We start from the raw sequence: 24475 nt of genomic DNA, 5'->3' as shown, positions 1-24475 counted from the left end.
CTGATCATGCATAAGTAAAAAAACAAGCATATTGTTACATGCTTGTTTTTTCTTCGGGAATTTTTAGTTATGCTGCCAGCCATACAGCGCTGTAAAATGACAAAGCAACACCCAGTAATAAAACGATCCAACTAATAGGAACTGGTAATTCAGCGGTCCGGCTGATCAGAAAAGAAGGTATAATGGTCGGGAAGGGGTGCCGGTCAATGAAAATAACCAGAGAGACATTAGAAAATCAGCAAATTTGGATATATGGTGTGTTTCTTGTGATCGGAGGAATAGCGGGGATCGCCGGGAAGGATTCAGGACTCAGCTGGGACTGGACGATATCACCGCTAATCGCTGTTCTCATGTATGCCATGTTTGCTCAGATCCCATTCTTGAAGCTGAGGGAAGCCATTTCAAATCTCAAGTTTATGGCGGCTTTACTGATCGGTAATTTTTTAGCTGTGCCTGTTGTTGTATGGGGTTTGACCGCCATTTTTCCTCAATCTCCTCCTATATTATTAGGAGTTTGTTTAGTATTGCTTACACCTTGCATTGATTACGTCATCGTCTTTACTCAGCTCGGGAAAGGTAATGAGAAATTAATACTGGCTTCCACGCCGGTTTTGTTCGTCGTTCAGATGGTATTGCTTCCGTTATACTTGTGGCTGTTTATCGGGAAAGAAGTCATAGGGGCTGTTCATGCCGGGCCGTTTCTGGAAGCATTCTTATGTTTAATAGCGGGGCCGCTGCTGGCGGCAGTGATGACACAATTATGGGCTGATAAGAAGCCGGCTGGAGAAAAGGTGTTAGAGTGGACGTCCTGGCTGCCTGTTCCTTTTATGGCTCTCGTATTGCTGGCGGTCGTTGCCACACAAATCGGCAAGGTATACAGTGATTTTGAGGTCATTATACGTGTAATTCCGATTTATCTGTTATTCCTGCTCATTATGCCATTTGTTTCCCGGTTTATCGCATATGTGTTCCGTCTGGATACAGGCGAAGGAAGAGCATTGATCTTCAGCACGGGCACAAGAAATTCTCTCGCAGTCCTTCCGTTAGCACTGGCTTTGCCGGATGCTTGGGCCTCATTAGCCGCAGCTGTTATCGTCACACAGACGATTGTTGAACTGATAGGCGAATTGATTTATATAAAAGCGGTGCCCAAATGGCTGCTGAAATAAAAAAATACCCGGCGGATTCCGTCTGAACTGAAAAAAACATACCAAGAGATATTGGTATGTTTTTTTTTGATGATTATAAAGTTGAAATATCAATGACGAAACGGTAGCGGACATCGCTTCGAAGAACCCGTTCGTATGCTTCGTCGACTTGACTGGCCGGAATCACTTCAATTTTAGGAGCAATGCCGTGCTCGGCGGCGAAATCAAGCATTTCCTGAGTCTGCGGAATACCGCCGACGAGTGAACCCGCGATGCTGCGGCGGCCCGTGATTAAAGAGAACACACTGTATGAGTCCGGATCAGCAGGCGCTCCTACATTTACTAATGTACCGTCAATGCGTAGCAGGGATAAGTAGGCATCTACATCAAGGTTCGCGGATACCGTATTTAAAATGATATCAAAATGTCCGGCCAGCTCAGTGAATGTATCCGGATCGCTTGTCGCGAAGTAATGATCGGCTCCAAATTCAAGAGCTTCGTCTTTTTTGTTCATTGAGCGGCTGAGGACGGTGACCTCTGCGCCTAAAGCGTGCGCGAATTGAACGGCTAAGTGTCCGAGCCCTCCCATTCCGACAATCGCCACTTTTTTGCCGGGACCGGCATTCCAGTGTTTCAGCGGAGAATACGTGGTAATGCCCGCGCACAATAGCGGGCTGGCAGCATCCAAATCCAGCTGATCCGGAATCCGGACAACGAATCTGTCAGTGACAACTATTTTCTGGCTGTAGCCGCCGTACGTAGGATTTCCGTCGTAGTCCAGGTTATTGTAGGTCTGAACAACACCTTTTGTGCAATATTGTTCGTCTCCGTTAAGGCAGTATTCACATTCCCCGCAGGAGTCTACAAAACAGCCGACACCCACACGGTCGCCGACGGCAAATTTGGTGACTTCTTCTCCCACGGCTTCCACAACTCCGGCAATTTCATGCCCGGGAACCATCGGAAAGATTCCGCCGCCCCATTCATCGAATGCGCTGTGGATGTCTGAGTGACAAATCCCGCTGTACTTAATATCAATCAGGATATCGTGCGGCCGTAATGCTCTTCTCTCAATCGTCGTCCGCTCAAATTTAGCTTTTGCATGCGGAGCGCTTAATACACGAGTCGGATGATTATTGCACATGGTTATCTTCCTTTCCAAGATAAAGTGATGAATCCTCTGTTCGGTTTTACTTTAAAGGTTAAAGCGGACTTTAAGTCAAGGGGTTTGGTTTATTTTTTTATGAAATGATATTCTATAATGGCACGCTTATGAAAGGGATGAAGGATGGGTGGTAAGAAGATGAAGATTGCGCAGGCTGCAAAGCAGGTTGAGTTATCAGCCGCGACGCTTAGGTATTATGAAAGTATAGGACTGATTCCTCCGGTAAAACGCGATGAAAGCGGCATCCGCGATTATGACGAAGATGATGTGAATTGGATTCAATTTATAAAATGCATGAGAAGTGCCGGGCTGTCGATTGAGGCGCTGATTGAATATACCGCTTTATTTATTGAAGGAGCCGATCATACGATTGAACCCCGAAAAAACATCCTTATAAATGAAAGGAAAAGGCTGACGGAGAAACAGAGGGAAATTGATGAAACTATAAAACGATTAAACAGGAAGATTGAGGATTACGAAGACATCCTCGAAAATGAAGCGAAACTTAAAAACAGATTGAAAGCTGAATATATTTCTGAATGAAGAGTAGATGTCCCGGGCGCCGGGCCGCATGAAATGTACCAAGGGAAACGAACCTTGGTTTTTTTATTTTCTAAAGAGAGGAGACAAAACAGTTTTTCCTATCTTACCAATCTTTTTTTCAGCTTGACTTTTTTACTGCAGACTTTTAAAGTGTGAAATGTTGCTTAGACTGTGATTAGCGACTTTAATGCTGAAAAGAGGTGGTTTACCCAGATGAACAATAAAAAGAACCCTTGGGCGTTATTGCCTTTAGTCTTATTCGTAGGGCTTTTTGTCGGCTCTGGTCTGGTGACCGGAGATTTTTATAAATTGCCGATTCTGATTGCCGCGATTATTGCATCAGCTTTTGCGCTGCTATTTAACCGGAAGAAATCGCTCAATCAAAAAATAGAATGGTTTGCTTCCGGCGCGGGACATCCTGATATTATCATTATGGTTATGATTTTTATATTGGCAGGTGCCTTTGCTTCAGCGGCTGAAGCGATGGGAGCGGTGCATTCAACTGTCAATCTTGCTTTGAGCATTATTCCGCAGCAGTTTTTGCTGCCTGGGCTGTTTATCATTGCTTGTTTCATTTCTATATCGATGGGAACATCAATGGGTACGATTGCGGCGGTTGCGCCGATCAGCGCCGGTTTGAGCGGCGAGCTTGGCATCTCCAGCGCGATACCGATTGCGGCTGTGGTCGGCGGAGCTATGTTCGGAGATAATCTTTCTTTTATTTCAGATACGACCATTGCGGCAGTCCGGACGCAAAAAACACAAATGAGGGATAAATTCAAAACGAACTTTCTGATTGTTTTGCCCGCTGCCATTGTGACTGTTATTATCTTATTTTTTATTCCGGCAGGCCACGCCCTCCATACGGGTGCTGTATCTTACAGCTGGATTAAGGTGCTTCCTTATGTCGCCGTGTTAGTTTTTGCGTTAATCGGTATTAATGTGATGGCTGTCATATTCGGCGGATTGGTTTTGACGGGAATCATAGGGTTAGCGAGCGGCAGCCTGACGTTTGATTCTTATTTTAAGGCGATTACGGATGGAGTTGCCGGAATGAGCGATCTGATCATCCTGTCCATGCTGATCGGCGGAATGGTCGGCGTGATGAAACAAAATGGCGGAATCGACTTTTTACTGGAGTTCATCACGAAACGAATCCGTTCGAAAAAAGGCGCCGAAGCCGGCATTGCCGGACTGGTCAGCGTGACGAATCTGGCTGCTGCCAATAATACGATCTCGATTATCGCAGCCGGTCCGATTGCAAAGAATATCGCTGATGAATTTAAGATCGACAACAGAAAATCGGCAAGTATTCTGGATATCTTTTCGTGCATGGTGCAAGGTTTGATTCCTTACGGCGCGCAGCTGTTATCGGCCGGGAAATTCGGGAATATTTCCCCCGTCAGCATCCTGCCATACTCTTTCTACCCCGTTTTAATCGGAATTTGCGGCATCATCGCCATTATGTTTGGCCTGCCGAAATTCACAAGGAATACGAAATAAAAAAAGGCGCCGTTCGGCGCCTTTTTTCTTTCATCTCAGCCAAGCATGTTTCAAAAGCTGCACGCCCTGTGCGATCTGTTCAGTATCGAGGTGGGCGAAACCTAACTTTATGATCGGCGGTTCAGGCTTTCCGGCAACGAAATAAACGGAGGTAGGGTATACTTTCACTCCGTACTGAAGAGCGCGCTCAATTAACGTTTCTTCTGTAAAGTTCAAGTGAACTCTCACCAATATATACAATCCGGACTGCTCGCCGATGACCGTCACATGATCGCCGAACTGCTGCTTGATATGTGAAGTCAAGTGCTGCATCTTACGCTTGTAGACAGTGCGCATGCGCTTAATATGGCGAGTCCATTCTCCGGTCTTCATCAATTCAGCCATGGTCAGCTGGTTAAGCGAAGAAGCGGTGCTTTCGAAATGAATGAAACGTTTTTTATACCGATGCAAAATGCGCTGCGGCAAAACCATATAGCTTATGCGGATGCCCGGAAGAAAGGATTTTGAGAAATTCCCTAAATAAATCACCCGGTCTGACTGAATGGAAGCAAGGGCGGGAAACGGCTGCTGCGTATAACGAAATTCACTGTCATAATCATCTTCAAGAATATATCCCTCTCTTTTATTCACCCAATTGATCAGAGTTTGGCGCTGCTGAATGGACATGCTTACGCCGTAAGGGCTGTGGTGGGAAGGAGTCACGTAGATTAATTTTTCTTTCATTGCATGCAATTGAGAAAAATCAGCTCCGTTTTCATAGACGGGTATCGTTTCAAGAGAAAGCCCGTGAAATTGAAAAGCCTCTCTGGCACCGTCGAAGCCCGGGTTTTCTACTATAACTCCGGAAAAATCTTCTTTCAGAATCCGGCTGAGATAAATCAGCATCTGCTGTGTGCTGCTGCCGATGATAACCGAATCCGCATCTGTTTTCACCCCGCGTGATTCCAAAAGATAAGCGGCAATTTGTTCACGCAAGCCTCTCTCGCCGAACGGTTCACCGTACAGAAAGCTTTTCTCTGCTGCCAAAACTTGATTGAATAATTTTCTCCATGTTTTCAGAGGAAAATGCTTTTGATCGACGGCTCCGGCGCGAAAATCAATCAGGGCCGACTGAGTTGATTCGGTTTTCTCTGCGTGAACAACATCGTTTTCTTGCTGAAATAAAGAGGGCTCTATTTCATTTGCAAAATATCCTTTGCGCGTTTCGCCGCGAATGTATCCTTCCGCGAAAAGCAGATCATAGGCCATCAGTGTCGTGTTACGGCTTACACGCAGGGAATCTGCCAGCTCCCGAATGGATGGCAGCCGCTCATTTGGCTGAATCGTTCCCTGCTCAATCAATGTCTTAAATTGCTCGTAAATTTGTTTGTATTTCGGGGTGTCGCTTTTGAAAGCAAAAATCATATTTTTCATCAGATGTTCTCCTCTGACATGTGCATTTATCCCAAACTGTACCTTTTTAAATGTCAGTTGATATTTTATTATAGCGGAAAGCGCTTTACCAATCCAAGTTCAGGAGGAGAGTTTTTATGTATATTCCCGCTCCATTTCAGCTGAGTGAAGCTGAAGCGTACGATGTTATTAAAGAGTATGGTTTCGCAGCACTGTTCTCAACGGCAGGAGGCATGCCGTATGCAACCCATCTGCCATTGACGATGAGCAAGGACAACGAATGCTTATACGGTCATTTTGCCTTGCCGAACCCCCAATGGAAAGAGATTGAAGGCCAAAGTGTATTAGCCGTTTTTCAAGGGCCTCATTGTTATATCTCACCCAAATGGTATGAGACGAATCGGGCTGTTCCTACATGGAATTATGTGGCGGTTCATGTATACGGGGAGGCAGAGCTTTTGGATGAGGAAGAAACCGTGCATTCGATGGGCGATCTCGTATTGAAATACGAAAGCCCCGACAGCCCCTACAAATTAGAGGATGTCGATGCGAAATTCCTGTCAGGCATGAACAAAGGGGTAAAAGGCTTTAAAATTAAAATCAGCAAAATAGAGGGGCAAGCGAAGCTGAGTCAAAATCATTCAGCTCAAAGACAGGAAATGGTCGTACAACAGCTCAAACAGATCCCGCACACAAACGAACAGCTCATTTCCGGCCTGATGGAAGAAAACATCAAGCGGATCACTGCAAAAAACTGATACGCATCTTAAAAACATACCGGCAGCATGCGGTATGTTTTTTTCTGATTATGAAGCTTTTCTCAGGATGAATAACGACTCAAACAGCAAATAAATCAACGGCGCCGATAAAACGAAGAAAGAACGGGAAATAGCATACGTTATGAGTAAATAAACGATAAGTTTCAATAGAATGGAAGACGTTTTATTCAATGTCCAGCGGTTCTTCAAGACATCAGTCATACATGCTGACAAAAGGCCGACCGTCAAATATCCGGCTGCTATGTACATATAAATAAAAAGGTAAAACGGATAAGAAGACAACGGCGGTGTGTCTTCTTGTGTCATTCTTAAACCAAAATAAAAGATCATTAAAAAGCAAACGGACGAAATCAGAGCCAGCAAAAGGTGTTTATATAAATTCTTCTTCATGTGTTCACCTGCCTATAGCGCAATTAATTCTTAACATATTATGACATGGTTTTACCGCTGCTGAAAGAATCGGCAGCTGAAAAAGACGGCAAATCCCGCCGTCTTTTTTATATCTTAAGATTTCTTAAGAACTTTCACCGCTTTTTCTTCAGGTTTTGAATGTAGAGTGTGTTTTATAAATTCAAAACAAATGGAGAGATTAAAGATGAAACGTCTGTTATTTTTATTTCAATATATTATGAATCCCAGATCTGTTGGCGCCGTTCTGCCCAGCTCGCGTTTTCTTGCTGAGAAGATGATGGGAAAAATTGATTTTCATAAAGCTGAATACATTGTTGAATACGGGCCCGGTACGGGAGTATTTACAAAAAAACTGCTTGAAAAACGGCAACCCGGGACAATAATCTTATTGATAGAACAAAATGAAGAATTTTATGCTTTGCTGAAAGAACAATATAAAAATGAACAGAACCTATTCATTGTGCACGGATCAGCCGAACATATTGAGAGGCATATAAAAGAGCATGGAATCCCTTATGCCGACTATGTCGTTTCCGGACTTCCTTTTGCAAGCCTTCCAAAAAATGTTTCTGAAGATATTTTGACGGATACAGCTAAAATCTTAAGAAATCATGGAGAATTTATCACATTCCAATATACTCAATATAAGAAGGCATTGATTGAGCAATTCTTTCCCAAAACAGAAGTAAGGAGAGAATTCAGGAATATTCCGCCGGCTTATGTTTTCAGCTGTTCATTGCCGCCAAAAACGAGGGAGGATTCATATGGGGACAAGCATTCTTATCGTGGATGATGACAAAGATATCCGAAATCTTATTTCTGTATATTTGGAAAATGAAGGAATAAGCACGCGCAAGGCGGAAGATGCTGCTGAAGCCTTGAAATTATTGGAGCAAAAGGAGTTTGACCTGATTATTTTGGATATTATGATGCCCAATATGGATGGGATTGAGGCATGCATGAAGATCAGACAAGAACGAAATCTGCCCATCATCATGCTGTCCGCCAAATCAGAAGATATGGATAAAATTCAAGGGCTGGCTTCCGGTGCAGATGACTATTTAACGAAACCGTTTAATCCGTTGGAATTGATCGCCAGAGTGAAATCTCAGCTGAGAAGGTATAAAAAATACAATACAGATGCGGTCAGCACGGCAAACGTTATTGAAATCGGTGATTTGACCGTTAATACGGATACAAGGCAGGTGTGGGTGCGGGGAGAAGAGGTCAGGCTCACCCCGAAAGAGTTTGATATTCTGGAGCTTCTTTCGAGAAACAAAGGAATTGTCATGAGTGTTGAAAAAATATATGAGGCGGTATGGAAGGAAGACTTTTTTAAGTCGGACAATACTGTAATGGTCCACATCACAAAGATCAGAGACAAGATAGAAGAGGATTCTAAACATCCGATTTATATCAAAACGGTATGGGGAACGGGATATAAAATATGAGGAAGTTTGGAAATAAGCTGATTGTCAGGCTTCTGGTCGCGATCGCTATTAGTTATCTTGTTGCATTCGGTGTATTGATTCTTGTTATATTATCTATTTCATATTTGGATAAAATATACCATTTGACAAATGTGAGCCTAGGCGGCGCCTATTTTAAGATATTGCTTCAGTTTACTGCAGCTATTTTGACCTTTATTGTGGTTTTTTGGTTATTGATACGAAAAAAAATAGGATATTTGAAGCTCATTACTGAGAGTGTTCACCATATTGCCAATGGAAATTTGGGCTTGACCATTAGGATGGAGAGTAGGGATGAATTGACTCAGCTTGCACAACATATCAATTATATGTCTGAAGAATTAGAGAGTAAATTTGAACATGAAAGACAATTGGAACGAGTGAAAAGTGAGCTGATCTCAAATGTATCGCACGATTTAAGAACCCCGTTAACATCGATTATCGGATATTTGGATCTGCTTAAAAAAGAACAATACAATAGTAAAGCACAATTTCAGGAATACCTTGAAACGATTTATTCCAAATCGCAAAGACTGAAATATTTGATAGATGAACTGTTTGAATATACGCATTTATCGAGTCCGGATGTTATTTTGAACCGCAGCAAAACAGACTTGTCTGCTTTATTGGAACAAATCGTCGGAGAGTACTTTCCTATGTTTGAAAAGGAACAATTAACTGTCCGAAAATCAATTACGGAAGAACATGTACCTGTATGTATTGATATAGAAAAGATGGTTCGCGTTTATGATAATCTTTTTATGAATGCGTTAAAGTACAGTATCAAACCTTCTGAATTCTTCATAAACCTTGAGCTGAAAGATGAAAAAGCGATTTTGCAAGTATCAAACAAGGCCGAAAATGTTCCGGCTGACGATATAAATCAATTGTTTGAACGGTTTTTCAGAGGGGATAAGGCCAGGACGGGTCATCATGGCACCGGGCTCGGACTTGCCATTTCAAAAAGAATTGTTGAGCTTCACAGCGGCCGTATTCATGCGGATTACAGCGGCGGCTGGCTTCGTTTTACTGTTGAACACCAGATTGATTAGAGCTTGCGGCACAAACATTCCATAAGCTTTTTTTTAGAATAACTTAAGAATCCTTAAGAATTTTACCGGCTGTTTCTTCATTTTCTTTGCTTATGATGTGATGGAAAGCGAGGAGAGCGGTGAAATTGAAAAATAAAATTGTTTTATTATGTATATGGTTTTTAGGCATTTATTGTTTGAAGGAACTGGACTTGCTGTCATTTGATATGAATGATGTAACGGATTTTATATCAGGGCATGCGGAATACGCGATGCTGCTGTTTTTGGCTTTGTGGGTCGTCAGGCTTCTCTTTTTTATTCCCGGCATGACGCTGATGTTTTTGGGCGGAATATGCTTTGATCCGATGGTCAGCATTTTATTATCATTGGCCGGTCTGTTTATAAGCGAAACATTGGTTTATCTTTTTTCGAGGAAATTCGCCAGCGAAAAAACGACTCAATTACTGGAAGATAAATATCCTGATTTGAAAGTGTTATTGGAGGCGTACAATTATAAGTTTTTGGCATTGGGGATGCTTTGCCCGGCAGCTCCTACGGATGTGATTTGTTTTTTATCCGCTGCAGCCGGGTTAAAGTATTCTGTCTACATGTTAACTGTATTGCTTTCAAATATTCCTGTCATCGTATTGTCCAGCTTTGTTGTTATCAATTTCAGTGAGTCTTTTGCAGGCATTGCACTTATTATTGTTTCATTTATATTGATTACGGTCTTAACGGTGAGAATATGGAACCGCATGAAGCAAAATTTTTCATGAATCCGTATTTTTTGTTCGGAAGGATTTAAAGAAGAATACACCCAAAAAAAGCTGTCAGCTTGGTCACTGACGGCTTTTTTTGGGTGAAAGGCTTATTTCTCCGTGGTGAAATAAAGCAATGCTATGACCGGAAAAGCGATTCCAATCCATAATGTGATACTCCACCCGCCTGAAGCGTATGCCCATCCTCCGATTGATGAACCTGCAGCACCGCCCAGAAAGAAGATTGCCATGAATAAACCGTTTAATCGACTGCGAAATTCAGGCGCCAACGAAAAAATGGCACGTTGACTGAGTACGAGATTGGCGGATACACCCACATCTAACAGGATAGCTGCGGCCACCAGAACTGCTATTCCGACGGGGGAGCTGCTCTGAATCATGAGCGGGAGTAATAAAGAAACGATGACAGCACCAAGAGCGATTCCGGTGGCAAGCCGGGTCAGGCCGCGATCAGCCAGACGGCCGCCTATCGGTGCAGCGGCTGCACCCGCAATGCCTGCCAGTGCGTATAGCGCGATTGCCTTCTGAGAAAAATGAAAAGCAGGACCGGACAATAATAAAGGTACAGTCGTCCAGAACAAGCTGAAAGCTCCAAATACAAACGCATGATAAATGGCGCGGCGGCGTAAGACCGGAGTCGTGCGCAACAGCTTCCACATTGAACCGAGTAAGACGGTATAGCGTGTGTTTGCTGTTGGTTTTCTGGCAGGAAGCACTTTTGCTAAGACGATGGCCAGGACAACACTTAACGCGGCGGAAAAAGCAAATATGGCATTCCACCCCCATATATCAGCGACCAGACTGGATATCGGGCGGGAAAGCATAATACCGAGCAATAGGCCGCTCATCACATTGCCGACAACCCGGCCGCGTGCGGCGTCCGGTGCAAGGTAGGATGCGAACGGAACAAGCACTTGGGCTGCGATCGATCCCAATCCGATGAAAAACGCAGCGGCTAAAAACAGTGTTCCGTGCTTCACACATGCTGTCAGTGTCAAAGCGGCTGCGCTTAGTAGGAGCGATACCACGACAAGTTTTTTGTTTTCGATAATATCTCCCAAAGGGACGAGAAACAGTAAGCCGGCAACGTATCCGATCTGGGTCAGCGTGACAATCAATCCGGCACTGCTTGGAGAAAGCCCAATTGCCGCACTGATGAATCCTGCCAAGGGCTGTGCATAATAAAGATTAGCGACAATGATGCCGCATGCAGCTGCGAGAAGAAGGGTTAAACCAGGTGAGACCCCCTGATCTGCTTTTTGTTTGTTTAATGTAGCCATGTGAATGAACTCCTTTTTAATGATTTTATGAGGTTTGATAAATAATTTGCTGATTCATTTCCTCTCCATAGATTTTTAGTCCTAAGGTTTTGCGGAGTGTTAAACATTTTCTAAACTGAACGTTCAGTTTTATTTATAAGTGAATGATATACTAAACGTTCAGTTTTGTAAATAGGTTTCTGTTTTATTTTTTTATCATGTTAAGTATACTGAACGTATCGTTTATATTTCGGGAAGGAATGATGTATGTGCAGAGTAAACGAGGGCGGCCGCGTGATGAAGGAACACATAAGGCGATTCTTTCTGCGGCCTATGACCTCTTGCTGGAAAAAGGCTTTGATGCGGTGACAGTCGATAAAATTGCAGAGCGCGCGAAAGTGAGTAAAGCAACGATTTATAAATGGTGGGCAAACAAAGCTGCCGTTATCATGGACAGCTTTCTTTCGACCGCTACGGAAAGACTGCCTGTGCCTGATACGGGATCAACAGTACATGATATATCGACCCACGCCGCGAATTTAGCAAGGTTTTTGACAAGCCGGGAAGGAACCGTGATTAAGGAATTAATAGGTGCGGGGCAGCTGGATGCCAAATTGGCAGAAGAATATCGCACACGATTTTTCCGGCCCCGCCGCCTCCAAGCGAAAGGCCTTCTGGAAAAGGGAATTCAGAAAGGTGAATTGAGAGAGGATCTTGATATTGAAGTAAGTATTGATCTCATTTACGGACCGATTTTCTATCGGCTGCTTGTGACAGGGGACGAGGTCAATGATGCCTATGTGCATGATTTGGTGATGAATGCGTTTAAGGGAGTTCAAGCTACCTGAATAATCGCCCGAGCGGAAAATAAAAAGGCAGAACAAGGTCATTGTTCTGCCTTTTCTGCTTTATTAGCGAACCGCCGGGCGGCTGCCACGCACGCGATATTCGCGGGGGTATGCCTGGGCGCTGTAAAGGCAGTTCTCAGTTTGACATACTGAAGCTGCTGTCTCAGCAGCAAAACGATTTATAGGACGGGCAGGCGGAGCGCCGTATCAATATTTTGCAAATTAAACCGGACTTGTTCATCTGTGTTCCACGGATGATACCAGCCTTTTTCCATCATATAGCGTGAGATTTGCTCATGCATGTCGATGGCTTCTTCTAAGTGACGGGTGAGTATCGCTTTCACTTCAGGCGTTCCGGCTTCCGTCGCCGCCATCGCATAGTTTCTGACTCCGCTTTTTGCCGAATTCAATAAATCCATAGCGACAATTTGGTCTGTCAGTGCATCCATCCCCGTCAGGTATTCCATAATCGGATTCATTCGTTATTCATCTCCTATTCATGCTTTGCATCAGATAAAATCGAGGCAAACTCCTGCAATTGCCTTGTTGATGTATCCGTATCCTGCTGCATGATTTCTTTCAGCTGCGGATCGGATACGAGCGCTTTCATGGTTTTGGATTTCGTCAGACAAAGTGACTTAAAAGAAGCCATCTCCTGAATTTCGAGTAATTCATGTAAGGCGCTGGCCATTTCTGTAGCCTCCGTTCTCTAAGGTTTGAGTACAACTTTAATACAATCATCTGTTTTCGTGTCAAACATCTCATAGCCGTGCTTCGCTTCACTAAGCGGAATGACATGGCTTACAACATCGCCCGGATCAATTTTGCCGGTTGACACCAGTTCAAACATATACGGCATATAATGGATAACCGGAGCTTGTCCTGATCGGATATTGACGTTTCGCTGCATGATATCGCCAAGAGGAAAACCGTTATATCTGCCGCCGTACACACCCGTAATCTGGATCGTTCCGCCTTTGCGCACAGCTTGGGAGGCAATGACTAAAGCGCTCATCGCCCCGCCTTGAAGTTTTAATCCGCTGGCGAGGAACTCCAGATCCGTCATTTTTCCGTCCATGCCGACGGCGTCAATGACCACATCAGCGCCGCCTTTGGTGATTTCCTTCAGGTAGCTGCCCGTATTTTTGTGGTCTTCGAAGTTCACGATTTCCACTTTATTCGTCCGTTTCGCATGCTGGAGACGGTAGTTGACATAGTCTACAGCTATTACGCGTTTCGCTCCCTTTAACCAGCAGAATTTCTGAGCGAACAGACCCACAGGCCCGCAGCCGAGAACGATGACCGTATCGCCTGCTTTTACGCCGGCATTGTCAACGCTCCAAAAGCCGGTTGTCATCGCATCGGCAATAACACTCAATTTCTCATCCGGTTCTTCGCATGTTTCGGGGACTTTAAAATGAGTAAAGTTCGCAAAAGGGACGCGTAAATATTCGGCCTGGCCGCCCGGATAGCCGCCGTTACTCCCTGAATAGCCGAAATAAGCGCCCATATCGCCGTTATCATTTGATTGATCACATTGGCTTTCCAGGTGATTTTTACAATAAGTGCATTCTCCGCAGGCGATATTAAAAGGAATAATGACACGGTCCCCTTTTTTGACTTTCGTCACGCCGGGACCGACTTCTTCCACGATGCCCATCGGTTCATGCCCGATGATGTAGTCTTCCTGCAAGTTCGGGATGAGTCCGTGGATTAAATGTAAATCTGACCCGCAAATTGCCGTACTTGTGACTTTTATAATCATGTCATCATGTTTTTCAATCTTCGGATCAGGCACGTCTTTGACGACGACGTTTTTAACTCCTTGATACGTTACGGCCTTCATGCTGTAATACCTCCAGTGTTAGTGTTCATCAGGTGTGCGGTCAAACATCCCTTTTCTGTTCGTTTCCACGGGAAACAGATTCATGTTTCCGACCATGAGGGTATTTTTCGCAGAGAGCTGATCCAGTTTATACTGTTCGCTCAGATCATGCGGGTGAAACCACTTTTTGCTGACCATCAAGTCTGTAATTTCCTGATGCATCGCGATTCCTTGCATGAGCTGTTTGCGCAGCAAAGCTCTTACATCAGGTGAAGCGGTTTCTGTTAAAGCGACGGCGGTATTTCTGACGCCTTCTTTTGCCCGTAAAAGAAAATCCATTGCGAATGTCGTATCTGCGAGTTCAGGGACGTGTAATGAATTGATTGGATCTAAATGGTCATGATTCAATGATGCTTACCTTCCTTTCAATTGATGATCGAAGTCGGCCGGTTTTGAGGAACAGGAGCCTGAAAAGAAGCACGTTCATAAACCGCCTGCAAATCAGCCAGGTCTTGAGAGGCTTGCTGAACGTCTTTTTCCATTAACGTTTTCAGGTCCTGATCAAACACAAGCCCTTGCATGAGCTTGGATTTCGCTACACAAAGCGTCTTGAAGTTAATCATTTCATGTAAGTCAAGCGACTCGTGAGCCGCTAATTCACGCTTTTCCATAATTATCTTTAAACCTCCTCTTCTCAATTACGTAATTAATTTCCCCTGAGAAAAGGACTTTATTCTTGCACATTTTGTTTATAAAAAAAAGCAGAGAAGAAGTCTGGCAGCACATCAAAAAAGAGGAAGCATAATCGCTTCCTCTTGGTCACAATATCCCATTACGTAGAATGGCTATTTTCATGCACGTTTTTCTGATGCGCGGGCTGTTTTGCCGTGCGGGAGACGGGACTGCTGAGCACAATGCCCATTAGTACGATGATCGAAAAATAGTTGGGGGAAGCAGGGAGAAAAAACGGCATTGAGCATCACTCATTGTGATATCGAGGGCCATAAGCTGACACACAGTAAAACCTTAAAGGAAAAAGCAGATCATGATGATCTGCTTTTTTTATGTGCTGACCGCATCCATAAAAAGAGAAAAAAGCTTTTTCATATCTTCATGTTTTTTTGTCAGCATTTCAGGATGCCATTGCACGCCGACGACAAATAATTCACCCGTCCGTTCAATCGCTTCAATGGCCCCGTCTTTTGCATAAGCCGCGGCCTTAAACGATGGCGCTGTCTCTTTTATGATTTGGTGATGGAACGAGTTCACAAGCGTTGAATCGCCAAACAAGGAATGAAGACGGGTTCCTTTTTCAAAAGAAACATGATGGGTTCTTAACGGGGGATCTTTTTCTTGATCGTGCTTAATTTCAGCAAACGAAGCGTGTGTCAGATCCTGGTATAAAGTCCCCCCGAAAGTGACGTTTAATATATGCATCCCCCGGCAGATTGCCAGTATCGGCTTCTCCAAAGCAACCGCCGTTTGGATCAGCTCCTTCTCGTAGGCGTCCCGGTCAGGAAAGGTCTTTCTTAAAGCCTGTAAAGGTTCTTCACCGTACATCAGCGGGTCTATATCCTGGCCGCCGGACAGAATAATGCCGTCAACATGAGAGACCTGTTCCTTTAAAAGCTCAGTTTCTTGAATTACCGGCAATATAAACGGCACACCGCCGGCCTCGGCAGCAGACTGAATATAATCATTGTTGACATACGCCCGATTATAACCCGGGAAAGGACCGGATTGATCAGCCATAATGTTTCCCGTAATACCAATGCGCTTGGCCATTCTTCGTTCACCTGAACCTTTCTTTCTGAGCCTGTTCATAACAAATCTGAACGTAGGTTGTACAAATCAGTTTGAAATTATTCTCTTTATACGTAAGCTTTCTAAAACAAAACCCGTGACAACAATCACGGGTCTTTACATTCATTTCAATTTCTTGATCTCTTCCGTCAGCTCTTTGAATTTTTGGTCAAGCTCACGATATTGTTTATCAGCCGGAGTCATGAAGCTGAGCTTTCCGAGGACTTCCTGCCGTTCGGTTTCAAGCTTTAACCGCAGCTCTTCAATATCATCTCTGGCGGCGGGGGATTCTTTCCATTGTTTTTGAACGCTGCCGTTCGTGATATCAAGCCGGATGTCTGTCGTCTTTTCGAGAAAGTAGCGATCGTGCGATACGATGATGAGCGTACCGTCGTATTGAGCCAATGTGTCTTCAAGCTGCTCGCGTGACGGCAGGTCAAGGTGGTTTGTCGGTTCATCCAGAATCAGCACATCTTTCTCCTCCAGAATAAACGCCATCAGCTTGCATTTGACCCGCTCTCCCATGCTCATCTTGCCGATGGGCTCCGTCCATTGCGCTGCGGTAAATCCTAAATGCTTCATGAGAGATTGAACATTTCCTCTTGCTTCGAACGTTTCTTTGTGAAAAAGCTGTTCGGGGGTTTTATCAAGCGGGAGGTCGAATACTTCCTGCGTTAAATATCCGACGTTTGCAGACGGAGATATCCATATGCTTCCCTGCGCTTTTTCCTGACCGAGGATGACCTTCAATAATGTTGTTTTCCCGCTCCCGTTCGGGCCTGTAATGGCAATCTTTTCGCCGTGCATAACAGTGAAATTTACGTTTTTGAACAGCGTTCGGCCGTCATACGATTTTGTGAGATCACGTACTTCTAAAAAACGCTTTCCCGCTTTTTTGCGGTGCTCAATGGAAAAACGGACTTCATACTCCGCCTCCACCGGTTCTGCTTTCACTTTTTCAAGCTCTTTTTCAAGGCGCTTCCGTTTTGATTTAATCTGGGCGTCCGTGCGTTTTGCTTTTACGCGATGGTATTCTTTAAAGCCTTCTATTTTCGTTGATTGGGCATGGGCTTTTGCTGACCAGGCGCTCAGCTCGTTCATTTGAGCTTCAATCCGTCTGATCATATGCTGCTGATTCTCATATTCCCGCTGCTGTGTCAGTCTTCTCTGTTTGCGGACCTCCATATAGCTTGAATAATTCCCTTTATGTTCAATGAGTTTCTTTCCTTCGATCGACCAGATTTTTGTCGCCGCCGCATCCAAAAATGCACGGTCATGTGATACGAAAATAATGGTGCCCTTATAGTTCTTGATCTGATTAAGCAATATGTCTAAACTTTGCTGATCGAGGTGGTTCGTCGGTTCATCTAATAACAAAAGACCGCTTGAGGAGGAGAATCCTTTAGCAAGCCGGGCTTTCAGTTTTTCTCCGCCGCTTAATTGTGAAAAGGCGCGGGCGGGCACGTTCCATTTTTCTAACAGGGCTGCTTCCGCAGGCTCCGGTTGGCCGGAATCATAAGCTTCCGTTTCTTGTTCCACCATATAGATGTTCACATCTTGCAGCATCTGAATCTGTCCTTGTGACGGCGCTGTTTTATTGCAGATCATTTGCAGCAATAAAGATTTGCCGGCGCCGTTTTTGCCGATAACGCCGATGATGTCGCCCTGCTGAACGCTTGCGCTGATCTGTTCCAAAAGGGGCACACTGTTGATTTCATAACTGATGCCGCTTAATTTTAATATTTCTTTCATATGTCAATCCCTCGCTTTAAAGGGAGGACAAAAAATCCTCCCAATTGATTTGGAAGGATTAGCCGTACCTGTGCATGATCAAATAAGCTATTTTCACATAGCTTTCGTATCGTATAGAAAATGGGCAGACTAATCCTATTTTTTCTGATTTGAAATATTTGATTTCAAACGGTCAAAATAAGATTAGTTAATCATTGTCCACCCATCATCCCTTCGTATTTGTTACAAACAGTGTAGCACACACCTACCTGTAAGAGCAAAGGGTATTCGCCTTTTTATTCCAGATTCGAGGCTTCCCATTCTTCTTCTAACACCGCATAATAATATTCATCCCACCAGTGATTTTCATGGGGGATGCATTTTTTGAAGAAACCTTCCCGTCTCATTCCGATCTTTTCCATCACCCGGTGCGAAGCCGTATTTTCCGGCTGGCATGTCGCAATGATTCGGTGTAATTTCATCTCGTTAAACCCGAATGCCAGCACGGCGCGTGCAGCCTCTGAAGCATATCCTTTGCGCTGATATTCCGGGTGAAACACCCAGCCGATTTCATACGTATGGTCGCCAAAATACTTAAAAAAAGCAATGTGGCCAATGACCGTTTTTTCATCCTTCAATAAAACGGGATACTTTTCAGCATGTTCACCGCTGTTTTCAATAACGAATTTCTTGGCGTCTTCTTCGGAAAAGACGCCCTCCAGTATATACTTCATGACCTCCGGATTTGACGTGTACTCATAAACGTCTTGCCAATCTTCCCGTTCAAATGTCCGGATCACGAGTCTGTCGGTTTTGATCTTCATTTTACATTCTCCCATCCAAAAGGTTTCATCCTAATACTTCGATCGAAAAGATGCAAATACCTTTGAGCGGGGAAGGGCGATATAAAAAGCCTGCAGCTGTACACTGCAGGCGGTTATTTCTCATTGGCGGCGGCAGGCAGGTTAGTAAAGCCGAATTGCCCTCCGACAGCTTCTTTTACTTCATGAATAACGATAAATGATTTCGGATCAATTTTTTGAACGTGTTTTTTGATTTTCAGCAATTCGTTCTTTTTAATGACGACATAGATAATACGCTTGTCTTTGCTGCCGTAATACCCGTATCCGTAAAAAATCGTCGCCGCGTTGCCGTATTCGGACGTGATGGCTTTGGCGATCTCTTCGTATTGGTCGGACATAATGGTGAGAGCTTTTTTATTATGGAAACCCTCAATGACAATATCGACGATTTTGGCGCACAGATAAACGAATATAAACGTATACAGCATATGATTGATGCCGATCGCTAAAACGGACGCGAAAATAATGACGCAATCCATATAAAACATGCTTTTGGAGATGTTAAAGCCCTTTGTGTAATTCAATAAATACGCCAAAAGCGTGGTTCCGCCGGTAGATCCGTCAGCGATAAAGATCAATGCCAGCCCCGCTCCCATCAGCAGAGCGCCGAATACAATCCCGAGCACCATGTCGTGCACGCCGAATGGAATAAAGCTGACGATGCTGAGAAAAACAGAAGTCATTCCCGTGCCGAGTATCGTATATAAAATTGTCTTTTTCGTTAAAAATTTATAAGCCAGCCCGATAAAAATCAAATTTACAACCAGAGTTGTAATGCTTGCAGGTATATGGAAAAGATAATATAAAACGAGAGCGATTCCCACGGTGCTGCCATCCCCCAGATGATTCGGGATGACGAAAAATTCCACGGATGCCGCGATAAGAAAGGCTCCGGCCATAATCATCAGTATATCCTTGCAAATATTCTTCATGTGCAAACCTCCTCCGCAGTTAAAAATATATACAAAACAAAAACGCCTCAAAAATTATCCAGCAGAACTAAATAATTTTTAAGACGAATCATTCACAATCTCGTTTGTTCATTCAGTAAAGAATGATCAGCTTCAATATCGAAGATTATATAGACACCTTCACATCTTGTCAATGACGTAAAAATTGAATTTTCTATTGTATATATGAGGTTTGAATGAAATAAAAACAAGGAATTATATCAGAAGAGTTTTTATTTCTAATCTATTGATTAGAGAAATGGAATAAAGCAGCAAAGAAGGGATGAGAACATTGGAACGAATTTTTATCAGTCCGGCTAAATATGTGCAGGGAAAAAACGCAATTGAAACGATCGGCGGACACCTTGAGGGCGTTGGTGAAAAAGCAATCGTCATTGCAGACAAAACCGTATGGGATATCGCGGGTCACAAAGTGACGGCTGAATTAAAGAAAAGCAGCATTTCGGCTGAAGAGGCGGTTTTCAACGGGGAAGCCTCCCAAGAAGAAATGAAAAGAATTGCGGGCATCGCAGAGAAAGCGGGCGCGTCCATTGTAATCGGAGTCGGCGGCGGTAAAACGCTTGATACGGCCAAAGCGGTATCAGATGAAATAAACGGCTACACTGTTATCGTGCCGACGGCCGCTTCGACGGATGCCCCGACAAGCGGGCTGTCTGTCGTGTATTCTGAACAAGGCGCGTTTGAAAATTATCGTTTCTATCATAAGAATCCTGATCTGGTTCTGGTCGATACGAAAATCGTCGCGGAAGCTCCGCCGCGCTTTTTAGCATCAGGGATTGCCGATGCGATGGCGACGTGGATAGAGGCCCGCAGTGTCATCGCCAGCGGCGGTAAAACGATGGCAGGCGGAATTCCCACAATTGCCGGGGAAGCTATCGCGGAAAAATGTGAGGAAGTTCTGTTCAAATATGGCCGTCTCGCCTATGAGTCTGTGAAAGCGAAAGTCGTCACTCCTCCATTAGAAGCGGTAGTTGAAGCGAATACACTTCTGAGCGGACTGGGATTTGAAAGCGGAGGCTTGGCTGCGGCGCATGCCATTCACAACGGCTTCACCGCGCTTGAAGGAGAAATCCATCACTTAACCCACGGTGAAAAAGTGGCATTCGGCACGCTCGTTCAGCTGGCGCTGGAAAAACGTTCGCTTGAAGAAATTGAGCGGTATATCGCGTTTTATATCAGCTTGGGACTGCCTGTCACACTTGAAGACATCAAATTAAAAGACGCATCGAAAGAGGATATTATGAAAGTGGCAGAAGCCGCGACGATTGAGGAAGAAACGATTCATGCCGCTTTTGATGTGACGGCTGATGATGTGGCGGATGCTATTATAGCGGCCGACCAATACGCAAAAGCGTTTAAAGAAAAGCATGCGTAAACATTTTCATCGCGTGATTTGAAACCAAGGGCTGTGACGGCTCTTGGTTTTTTTATGTCTTTTTGCCCCGATTGAAAACTTTTAAAAATAAAGAAAAAATTATGATACAATATACAAATGTTTTGAGAGACTAACAAAGGAAAGGTGGGAACGATATGCTGCATAATCCGACCGGTAAGGAGCGGCTTGCGCTGGCATTTCTTCTTGGCATGCTTGCGATACTGGGGCCGCTGAATATAGATATGTATCTGCCGAGTTTCCCTGAAATCGCTGAAGATTTAAGCGCCCGCGCATCGCTTGTCCAGCTCAGTTTAACCGCATGTCTGATCGGACTGACAATCGGACAGGTTGTTGTCGGACCGTTAAGTGATGCGAAGGGAAGAAGAAAACCGTTATTACTATGTATTTTTTTATTTGCTTTGTTTTCTCTGTTTTGCGCGCTTGCACCGAACATTACAACATTAGTGATTGCCCGTTTTCTTCAAGGATTCACCGCTTCGGCGGGGCTCGTTCTGTCCCGTGCGATCGTCAGAGATGTGTTTACGGGAAGAGAGCTTTCTAAGTTTTTCTCGCTGCTGATGGTCATTACCGCCGTCGCGCCGATGGTGGCGCCGATGACGGGAGGCGCGATTTTACTGCTCCCGTTTGCATCATGGCATACGATTTTTCTCTTTTTAACCGTTATCGGGTTTTTGCTTGTTCTCATCATTGCGCTCAAGCTGACAGAAACCCTCCCGCCGGAAAAGCGGATTCCGAGTTCCATCGGAAATTCCGTGCGGACAATGGGAAGCCTGCTGAAAGACCGGTCATTTATCGGCTATGCGCTGACGGTCGGCTTTATTCACGGCGGGAGCTTTGCGTATGTTTCCGGGACGCCTTTTGTGTATCAGGATATTTACGGAGTATCGCCGCAGGTATTCAGTATTTTATTCGGCATAAACGGTCTGGCGATCATTTCCGGAAGTTTTATCATCGGGCGTTTCGGCGGAATTATTCATGAAAAAAGCCTGCTGAGAATCGGCGTGATTACAGCTATGACGGCGACTGCCGTTCTGCTCGTCATGACGATCATTCACGGGCCGCTGGCGGCACTGGTGATTTCAATTTTTATTTATATGATTACGATCGGCATGACGCTGACAAGCACCTTTACATTGGCGATGGAAAAGCAGGGACACCGCGCGGGAAGCGCAAGCGCACTGCTCGGCATGCTTCCGCTTCTTCTCGGTTCCATCGTGTCGCCGCTTGTCGGAATGAATGAAGCGACGGCCGTCCCGATGGGGGCGATTATGTTTACGACATCCGTTATCGGTTCCATCGCTTTTTTCACCTTAACAACTAAACCGGAGAAAGCAAAAAAGGAGTGAAATGATTCACTCCTTTTTTTGTTCCCGTTATTCATATGTCTTGAGCACGATCGCTGAATTATGCCCGCCAAAGCCGAATGAGTTGGAAAGGCCGATCGTTAACGATTGATGTCGCGGACCGTCTGATACATAGTCCAAATCACACGCCGAATCAGGGTTTTGAAGATTGATCGTCGGCGGGATGATGCCGTGTCTCAAGCTTTCTGTCAAAGCGATGGCTTCAACTCCGCCTGCCGCGCCAAGCATGTGGCCGAGCATTGATTTGTTTGCCGTGACCGGAATGTCATAGGCAAGCTCCCCGAATAATTTCTTGATGGCCAATGTTTCAGAGAGATCTCCGGCTTTTGTGCTTGTCGCATGGGCGCTTACGATATCAATGTCTTCCGCTGAAACGTTCGCCTTCTTCAAAGCGTTTTTCATCGCCAGGTAAGCGCCCGTTCCTTCCGGATGAGAGGCTACCATATGATAGGCATCCGAGCTCGCGCCGTAGCCGAGCACCTCACAGAGGATCGGGGCGTTTCGGCTGATTGCGCTATCCAATGATTCTAATACTAAGATGCCTGCGCCTTCACTCATGACAAATCCATCACGATCCGCGTCAAACGGCCGGCTTGCCGCTGCGGGATCTTCGTTTCTTGCTGAAATGGCGTGGGCATTTCCGAAGCTGGCCAGTGACAGATTGGTAATCGCCGCCTCCGCACCCCCGGCAAACATGATATCCGCGTCATCATTCCGAATGGCGTTGAATGCTTCCCCGATCGACGTATTGCCGATGGAACACGCGGTCACCGGAGAAAGTGAGGGGCCGAGCGCGCCTAATCTGATGCTGATTTGAGCTGCGGCCGCATTTGAGATCATCATGGGGACAAGGCTCGGGCTCACTTTTCGCGCTCCCCGTTCATTTAAAGTATGGACATTCTCAATCAAAGTCGTGATGCCGCCGATTCCGGAGCCGACGTACACGCCGAGGCGTTCACGGTCAATCTGATCGAGCTGAATTCCGGAGCTTTCCAGTGCCTGTTCCGCTGCCGCTAAAGCAAACTGGCTGAAACGGTCAAGCCGTCTCGCTTCTTTTCTGCCCCATCTTTCTTCTGCGTCAAAATCGCGGACGGTGCCGGCTATTTTTGTCTTGGAGCCGGAGACATCAAAAGAATCTATGAAAGAAATTCCCGATTTTCCTTCCGTCAGGTGTTTCCAAAATGTATTTACATCATTGCCGAGAGGTGAAATCACTCCCATTCCGGTGATTACAACTCTTTTCATGGTCATTCCTCCTTCGGTATGTATTTATTGTAACTCTCAATTATCCTATTACAAGTTGTTGTTTATCCTAGTATAATGAATACCAGGGTAGGAGAGGAGAGATTCGGAATGATACCAGAAGGAAGACTGCAGGCTCTTTCAGAGTTTTTAAAAACGCAGCGGGCTAAAATTTCTCCGCAGATGGCCGGCCTGCCGACGGGTACGCGAAGAAGAACGCCGGGACTCAGAAGAGAAGAGGTCGCGCAATTAGCCGGCGTAAGCACCACGTGGTATACGTGGCTGGAGCAGGGCAGAGACATTAAAGTGTCGGCAGGTGTATTGGACGCCGTTTCCGATGCGCTGCAGCTGAATAAAGATGAAAGAAATTATTTGTACGCGCTTGCCATTGATGAGGGCGTGAAACAGCCGTTTACCGCGGAGGAAGAAGCGGTCATCAGCCCGTCCCTTTCAAAAATTCTGCAGGAGCTCCGTTATTGTCCCACCATTATCTCGGACAGGCGGTGTCATATCGTAGGGTGGAACCAGGCGGCGGCTCACGTGTTTTTAGATTTTGAACAAATCCCCCCCGAAAAACGGAATCTCATTGAGCTATTGTTTTCAAGAAAAGAATTAAGAAGTCTAGCCGTGAACTGGGAGCACTTTGTGAAAGGTTTCATTGCCATTTTCAGAACGTATTACGGCCAATATGTAGCGGATACGTGGTATTCTCAGTTTATAGAAGAAATGGAGAAGACATATTCAGAGTTTCATACGTTGTGGAATGAGAGCGAAGTCAGCTCGGCTCCCGAAGTATTAATTGAGTTCCGCCACGCGAAGGCGGGAAAAATGGTCTTTAATCTGACTTCTTTTCAGGTTCAGGGCAACAGTGACCTGCGCTGCAGCGTCTATACGCCGGTAGATCATACCGAAACGGAAGCAAAGCTGAAAAAGCTCTTCGAAAACAGGTGAAA

General features: G+C 45.0%; 26 protein-coding genes. 12 read left to right on the top strand and 14 right to left on the bottom strand.

Going from position 1 to position 24475, the window contains the following annotated elements; all coding sequences use genetic code 11:
* Nucleotides 1-206: 206 nt before the first annotated feature.
* The gene (locus tag AC1DN5_RS13995; RefSeq protein ID WP_366970154.1) at nucleotides 207-1169 is read left to right on the top strand and encodes an arsenic resistance protein; all 963 of its coding nucleotides are present in this window, start codon (nucleotides 207-209) and stop codon (nucleotides 1167-1169) included.
* Between the two features lie 73 nt (nucleotides 1170-1242).
* Here AC1DN5_RS13995 and AC1DN5_RS13990 read toward each other — a convergent pair whose 3' ends face one another.
* Nucleotides 1243-2292, bottom strand: coding sequence for an NAD(P)-dependent alcohol dehydrogenase (locus tag AC1DN5_RS13990; protein WP_366970155.1), 1050 nt, complete (start codon nucleotides 2290-2292; stop codon nucleotides 1243-1245).
* Between the two features lie 159 nt (nucleotides 2293-2451).
* Here AC1DN5_RS13990 and AC1DN5_RS13985 point away from each other — a divergent pair, with 159 nt between their 5' ends.
* Both AC1DN5_RS13985 and AC1DN5_RS13980 read left to right on the top strand, forming a co-directional pair.
* Nucleotides 2452-2856 (top strand): MerR family transcriptional regulator, encoded by a 405-nt coding sequence (locus AC1DN5_RS13985; protein ID WP_045926964.1) that lies wholly within the window; start codon nucleotides 2452-2454, stop codon nucleotides 2854-2856.
* Nucleotides 2857-3069: 213 nt separating this feature from the next.
* On the top strand, nucleotides 3070-4359 hold the full coding sequence (locus tag AC1DN5_RS13980; protein ID WP_366970157.1) for a Na+/H+ antiporter NhaC family protein: 1290 nt from the start codon (nucleotides 3070-3072) through the stop codon (nucleotides 4357-4359).
* Nucleotides 4360-4389: 30 nt separating this feature from the next.
* Here the strand turns inward: AC1DN5_RS13980 and pdxR are convergent, their stop codons facing one another.
* Complete coding sequence (pdxR, locus tag AC1DN5_RS13975) at nucleotides 4390-5772, bottom strand: MocR-like pyridoxine biosynthesis transcription factor PdxR (protein WP_366970158.1); 1383 nt, start codon at nucleotides 5770-5772, stop codon at nucleotides 4390-4392.
* A 116-nt stretch (nucleotides 5773-5888) separates the two neighbouring features.
* Between pdxR and AC1DN5_RS13970 the strand changes: the two genes are divergently transcribed.
* Nucleotides 5889-6509, top strand: coding sequence for an FMN-binding negative transcriptional regulator (locus tag AC1DN5_RS13970; RefSeq protein ID WP_366970159.1), 621 nt, complete (start codon nucleotides 5889-5891; stop codon nucleotides 6507-6509).
* A 48-nt stretch (nucleotides 6510-6557) separates the two neighbouring features.
* Here AC1DN5_RS13970 and AC1DN5_RS13965 read toward each other — a convergent pair whose 3' ends face one another.
* On the bottom strand, nucleotides 6558-6920 hold the full coding sequence (locus AC1DN5_RS13965) for a hypothetical protein (RefSeq protein ID WP_366970160.1): 363 nt from the start codon (nucleotides 6918-6920) through the stop codon (nucleotides 6558-6560).
* Nucleotides 6921-7125: 205 nt separating this feature from the next.
* Here AC1DN5_RS13965 and AC1DN5_RS13960 point away from each other — a divergent pair, with 205 nt between their 5' ends.
* The 4 genes from AC1DN5_RS13960 to AC1DN5_RS13945 all read left to right on the top strand — a co-directional run bounded on the left by AC1DN5_RS13960 (nucleotide 7126) and on the right by AC1DN5_RS13945 (nucleotide 10217).
* Nucleotides 7126-7734 carry a class I SAM-dependent methyltransferase gene (locus AC1DN5_RS13960; RefSeq protein ID WP_366970161.1) on the top strand — a complete coding sequence of 203 codons (609 nt, stop codon included), beginning with the start codon at nucleotides 7126-7128 and terminating at the stop codon, nucleotides 7732-7734.
* Nucleotides 7706-8392, top strand: coding sequence for a response regulator transcription factor (locus tag AC1DN5_RS13955; protein ID WP_016937113.1), 687 nt, complete (start codon nucleotides 7706-7708; stop codon nucleotides 8390-8392). Before AC1DN5_RS13960 ends, AC1DN5_RS13955 begins: the two co-directional genes overlap by 29 nt.
* On the top strand, nucleotides 8389-9462 hold the full coding sequence (locus AC1DN5_RS13950) for a sensor histidine kinase (RefSeq protein ID WP_366970162.1): 1074 nt from the start codon (nucleotides 8389-8391) through the stop codon (nucleotides 9460-9462). The genes AC1DN5_RS13955 and AC1DN5_RS13950 overlap by 4 nt, the downstream gene beginning before the upstream one ends.
* Nucleotides 9463-9581: 119 nt before the next feature.
* Complete coding sequence (locus AC1DN5_RS13945) at nucleotides 9582-10217, top strand: TVP38/TMEM64 family protein (protein ID WP_316936483.1); 636 nt, start codon at nucleotides 9582-9584, stop codon at nucleotides 10215-10217.
* Nucleotides 10218-10309: 92 nt separating this feature from the next.
* Here AC1DN5_RS13945 and AC1DN5_RS13940 read toward each other — a convergent pair whose 3' ends face one another.
* Nucleotides 10310-11500 carry an MFS transporter gene (locus AC1DN5_RS13940; protein ID WP_049627973.1) on the bottom strand — a complete coding sequence of 397 codons (1191 nt, stop codon included), beginning with the start codon at nucleotides 11498-11500 and terminating at the stop codon, nucleotides 10310-10312.
* Between the two features lie 248 nt (nucleotides 11501-11748).
* Here AC1DN5_RS13940 and AC1DN5_RS13935 point away from each other — a divergent pair, with 248 nt between their 5' ends.
* Nucleotides 11749-12327, top strand: a complete 579-nt coding sequence (locus AC1DN5_RS13935) for a TetR/AcrR family transcriptional regulator (protein ID WP_095242163.1) — start codon at nucleotides 11749-11751, stop codon at nucleotides 12325-12327.
* 179 nt (nucleotides 12328-12506) lie between these two features.
* Here AC1DN5_RS13935 and AC1DN5_RS13930 read toward each other — a convergent pair whose 3' ends face one another.
* From AC1DN5_RS13930 to AC1DN5_RS13890, 9 genes are all read right to left on the bottom strand, one after another.
* On the bottom strand, nucleotides 12507-12806 hold the full coding sequence (locus AC1DN5_RS13930; RefSeq protein ID WP_016937108.1) for a spore coat protein: 300 nt from the start codon (nucleotides 12804-12806) through the stop codon (nucleotides 12507-12509).
* Nucleotides 12807-12820: 14 nt separating this feature from the next.
* On the bottom strand, nucleotides 12821-13018 hold the full coding sequence (locus AC1DN5_RS13925) for a hypothetical protein (protein WP_016937107.1): 198 nt from the start codon (nucleotides 13016-13018) through the stop codon (nucleotides 12821-12823).
* A gap of 18 nt (nucleotides 13019-13036) precedes the next feature.
* A complete protein-coding gene (locus tag AC1DN5_RS13920) occupies nucleotides 13037-14173 on the bottom strand; it encodes a zinc-dependent alcohol dehydrogenase (RefSeq protein ID WP_095242151.1) in 1137 nt (378 codons plus the stop codon).
* Nucleotides 14174-14191: 18 nt separating this feature from the next.
* The gene (locus AC1DN5_RS13915) at nucleotides 14192-14560 is read right to left on the bottom strand and encodes a spore coat protein (RefSeq protein WP_049627976.1); all 369 of its coding nucleotides are present in this window, start codon (nucleotides 14558-14560) and stop codon (nucleotides 14192-14194) included.
* 17 nt (nucleotides 14561-14577) lie between these two features.
* The gene (locus tag AC1DN5_RS13910) at nucleotides 14578-14823 is read right to left on the bottom strand and encodes a hypothetical protein (RefSeq protein ID WP_016937104.1); all 246 of its coding nucleotides are present in this window, start codon (nucleotides 14821-14823) and stop codon (nucleotides 14578-14580) included.
* A gap of 391 nt (nucleotides 14824-15214) precedes the next feature.
* A complete protein-coding gene (locus tag AC1DN5_RS13905; protein WP_016937100.1) occupies nucleotides 15215-15937 on the bottom strand; it encodes a gamma-glutamyl-gamma-aminobutyrate hydrolase family protein in 723 nt (240 codons plus the stop codon).
* 141 nt (nucleotides 15938-16078) lie between these two features.
* Nucleotides 16079-17707, bottom strand: coding sequence for a ribosomal protection-like ABC-F family protein (gene abc-f, locus AC1DN5_RS13900; RefSeq protein ID WP_441397063.1), 1629 nt, complete (start codon nucleotides 17705-17707; stop codon nucleotides 16079-16081).
* Between the two features lie 275 nt (nucleotides 17708-17982).
* The gene (locus tag AC1DN5_RS13895) at nucleotides 17983-18510 is read right to left on the bottom strand and encodes a GNAT family N-acetyltransferase (RefSeq protein ID WP_366970164.1); all 528 of its coding nucleotides are present in this window, start codon (nucleotides 18508-18510) and stop codon (nucleotides 17983-17985) included.
* Between the two features lie 113 nt (nucleotides 18511-18623).
* The gene (locus tag AC1DN5_RS13890; protein WP_003156057.1) at nucleotides 18624-19481 is read right to left on the bottom strand and encodes a YitT family protein; all 858 of its coding nucleotides are present in this window, start codon (nucleotides 19479-19481) and stop codon (nucleotides 18624-18626) included.
* 301 nt (nucleotides 19482-19782) lie between these two features.
* On the opposite strand from AC1DN5_RS13890, the gene AC1DN5_RS13885 reads away from it, so the two are divergent.
* Nucleotides 19783-20895 (top strand): glycerol dehydrogenase, encoded by a 1113-nt coding sequence (locus AC1DN5_RS13885; RefSeq protein ID WP_060963463.1) that lies wholly within the window; start codon nucleotides 19783-19785, stop codon nucleotides 20893-20895.
* Nucleotides 20896-21050: 155 nt separating this feature from the next.
* On the top strand, nucleotides 21051-22262 hold the full coding sequence (locus AC1DN5_RS13880) for a Bcr/CflA family efflux MFS transporter (RefSeq protein WP_045926951.1): 1212 nt from the start codon (nucleotides 21051-21053) through the stop codon (nucleotides 22260-22262).
* 27 nt (nucleotides 22263-22289) lie between these two features.
* On the opposite strand, the gene fabF is transcribed toward AC1DN5_RS13880, so the two are convergent.
* Nucleotides 22290-23525 carry a beta-ketoacyl-ACP synthase II gene (gene fabF, locus AC1DN5_RS13875; protein ID WP_366970166.1) on the bottom strand — a complete coding sequence of 412 codons (1236 nt, stop codon included), beginning with the start codon at nucleotides 23523-23525 and terminating at the stop codon, nucleotides 22290-22292.
* A 108-nt stretch (nucleotides 23526-23633) separates the two neighbouring features.
* Here fabF and AC1DN5_RS13870 point away from each other — a divergent pair, with 108 nt between their 5' ends.
* Entirely contained in the window at nucleotides 23634-24473 is an 840-nt protein-coding gene (locus tag AC1DN5_RS13870; protein ID WP_016937095.1) for a helix-turn-helix transcriptional regulator, read from the top strand.
* Nucleotides 24474-24475 lie beyond the last annotated feature (2 nt).

This window comes from Bacillus sp. 01N42_2, assembly GCF_056399565.1.
This window is presented reverse-complemented; position numbering and strand designations above follow the sequence as displayed.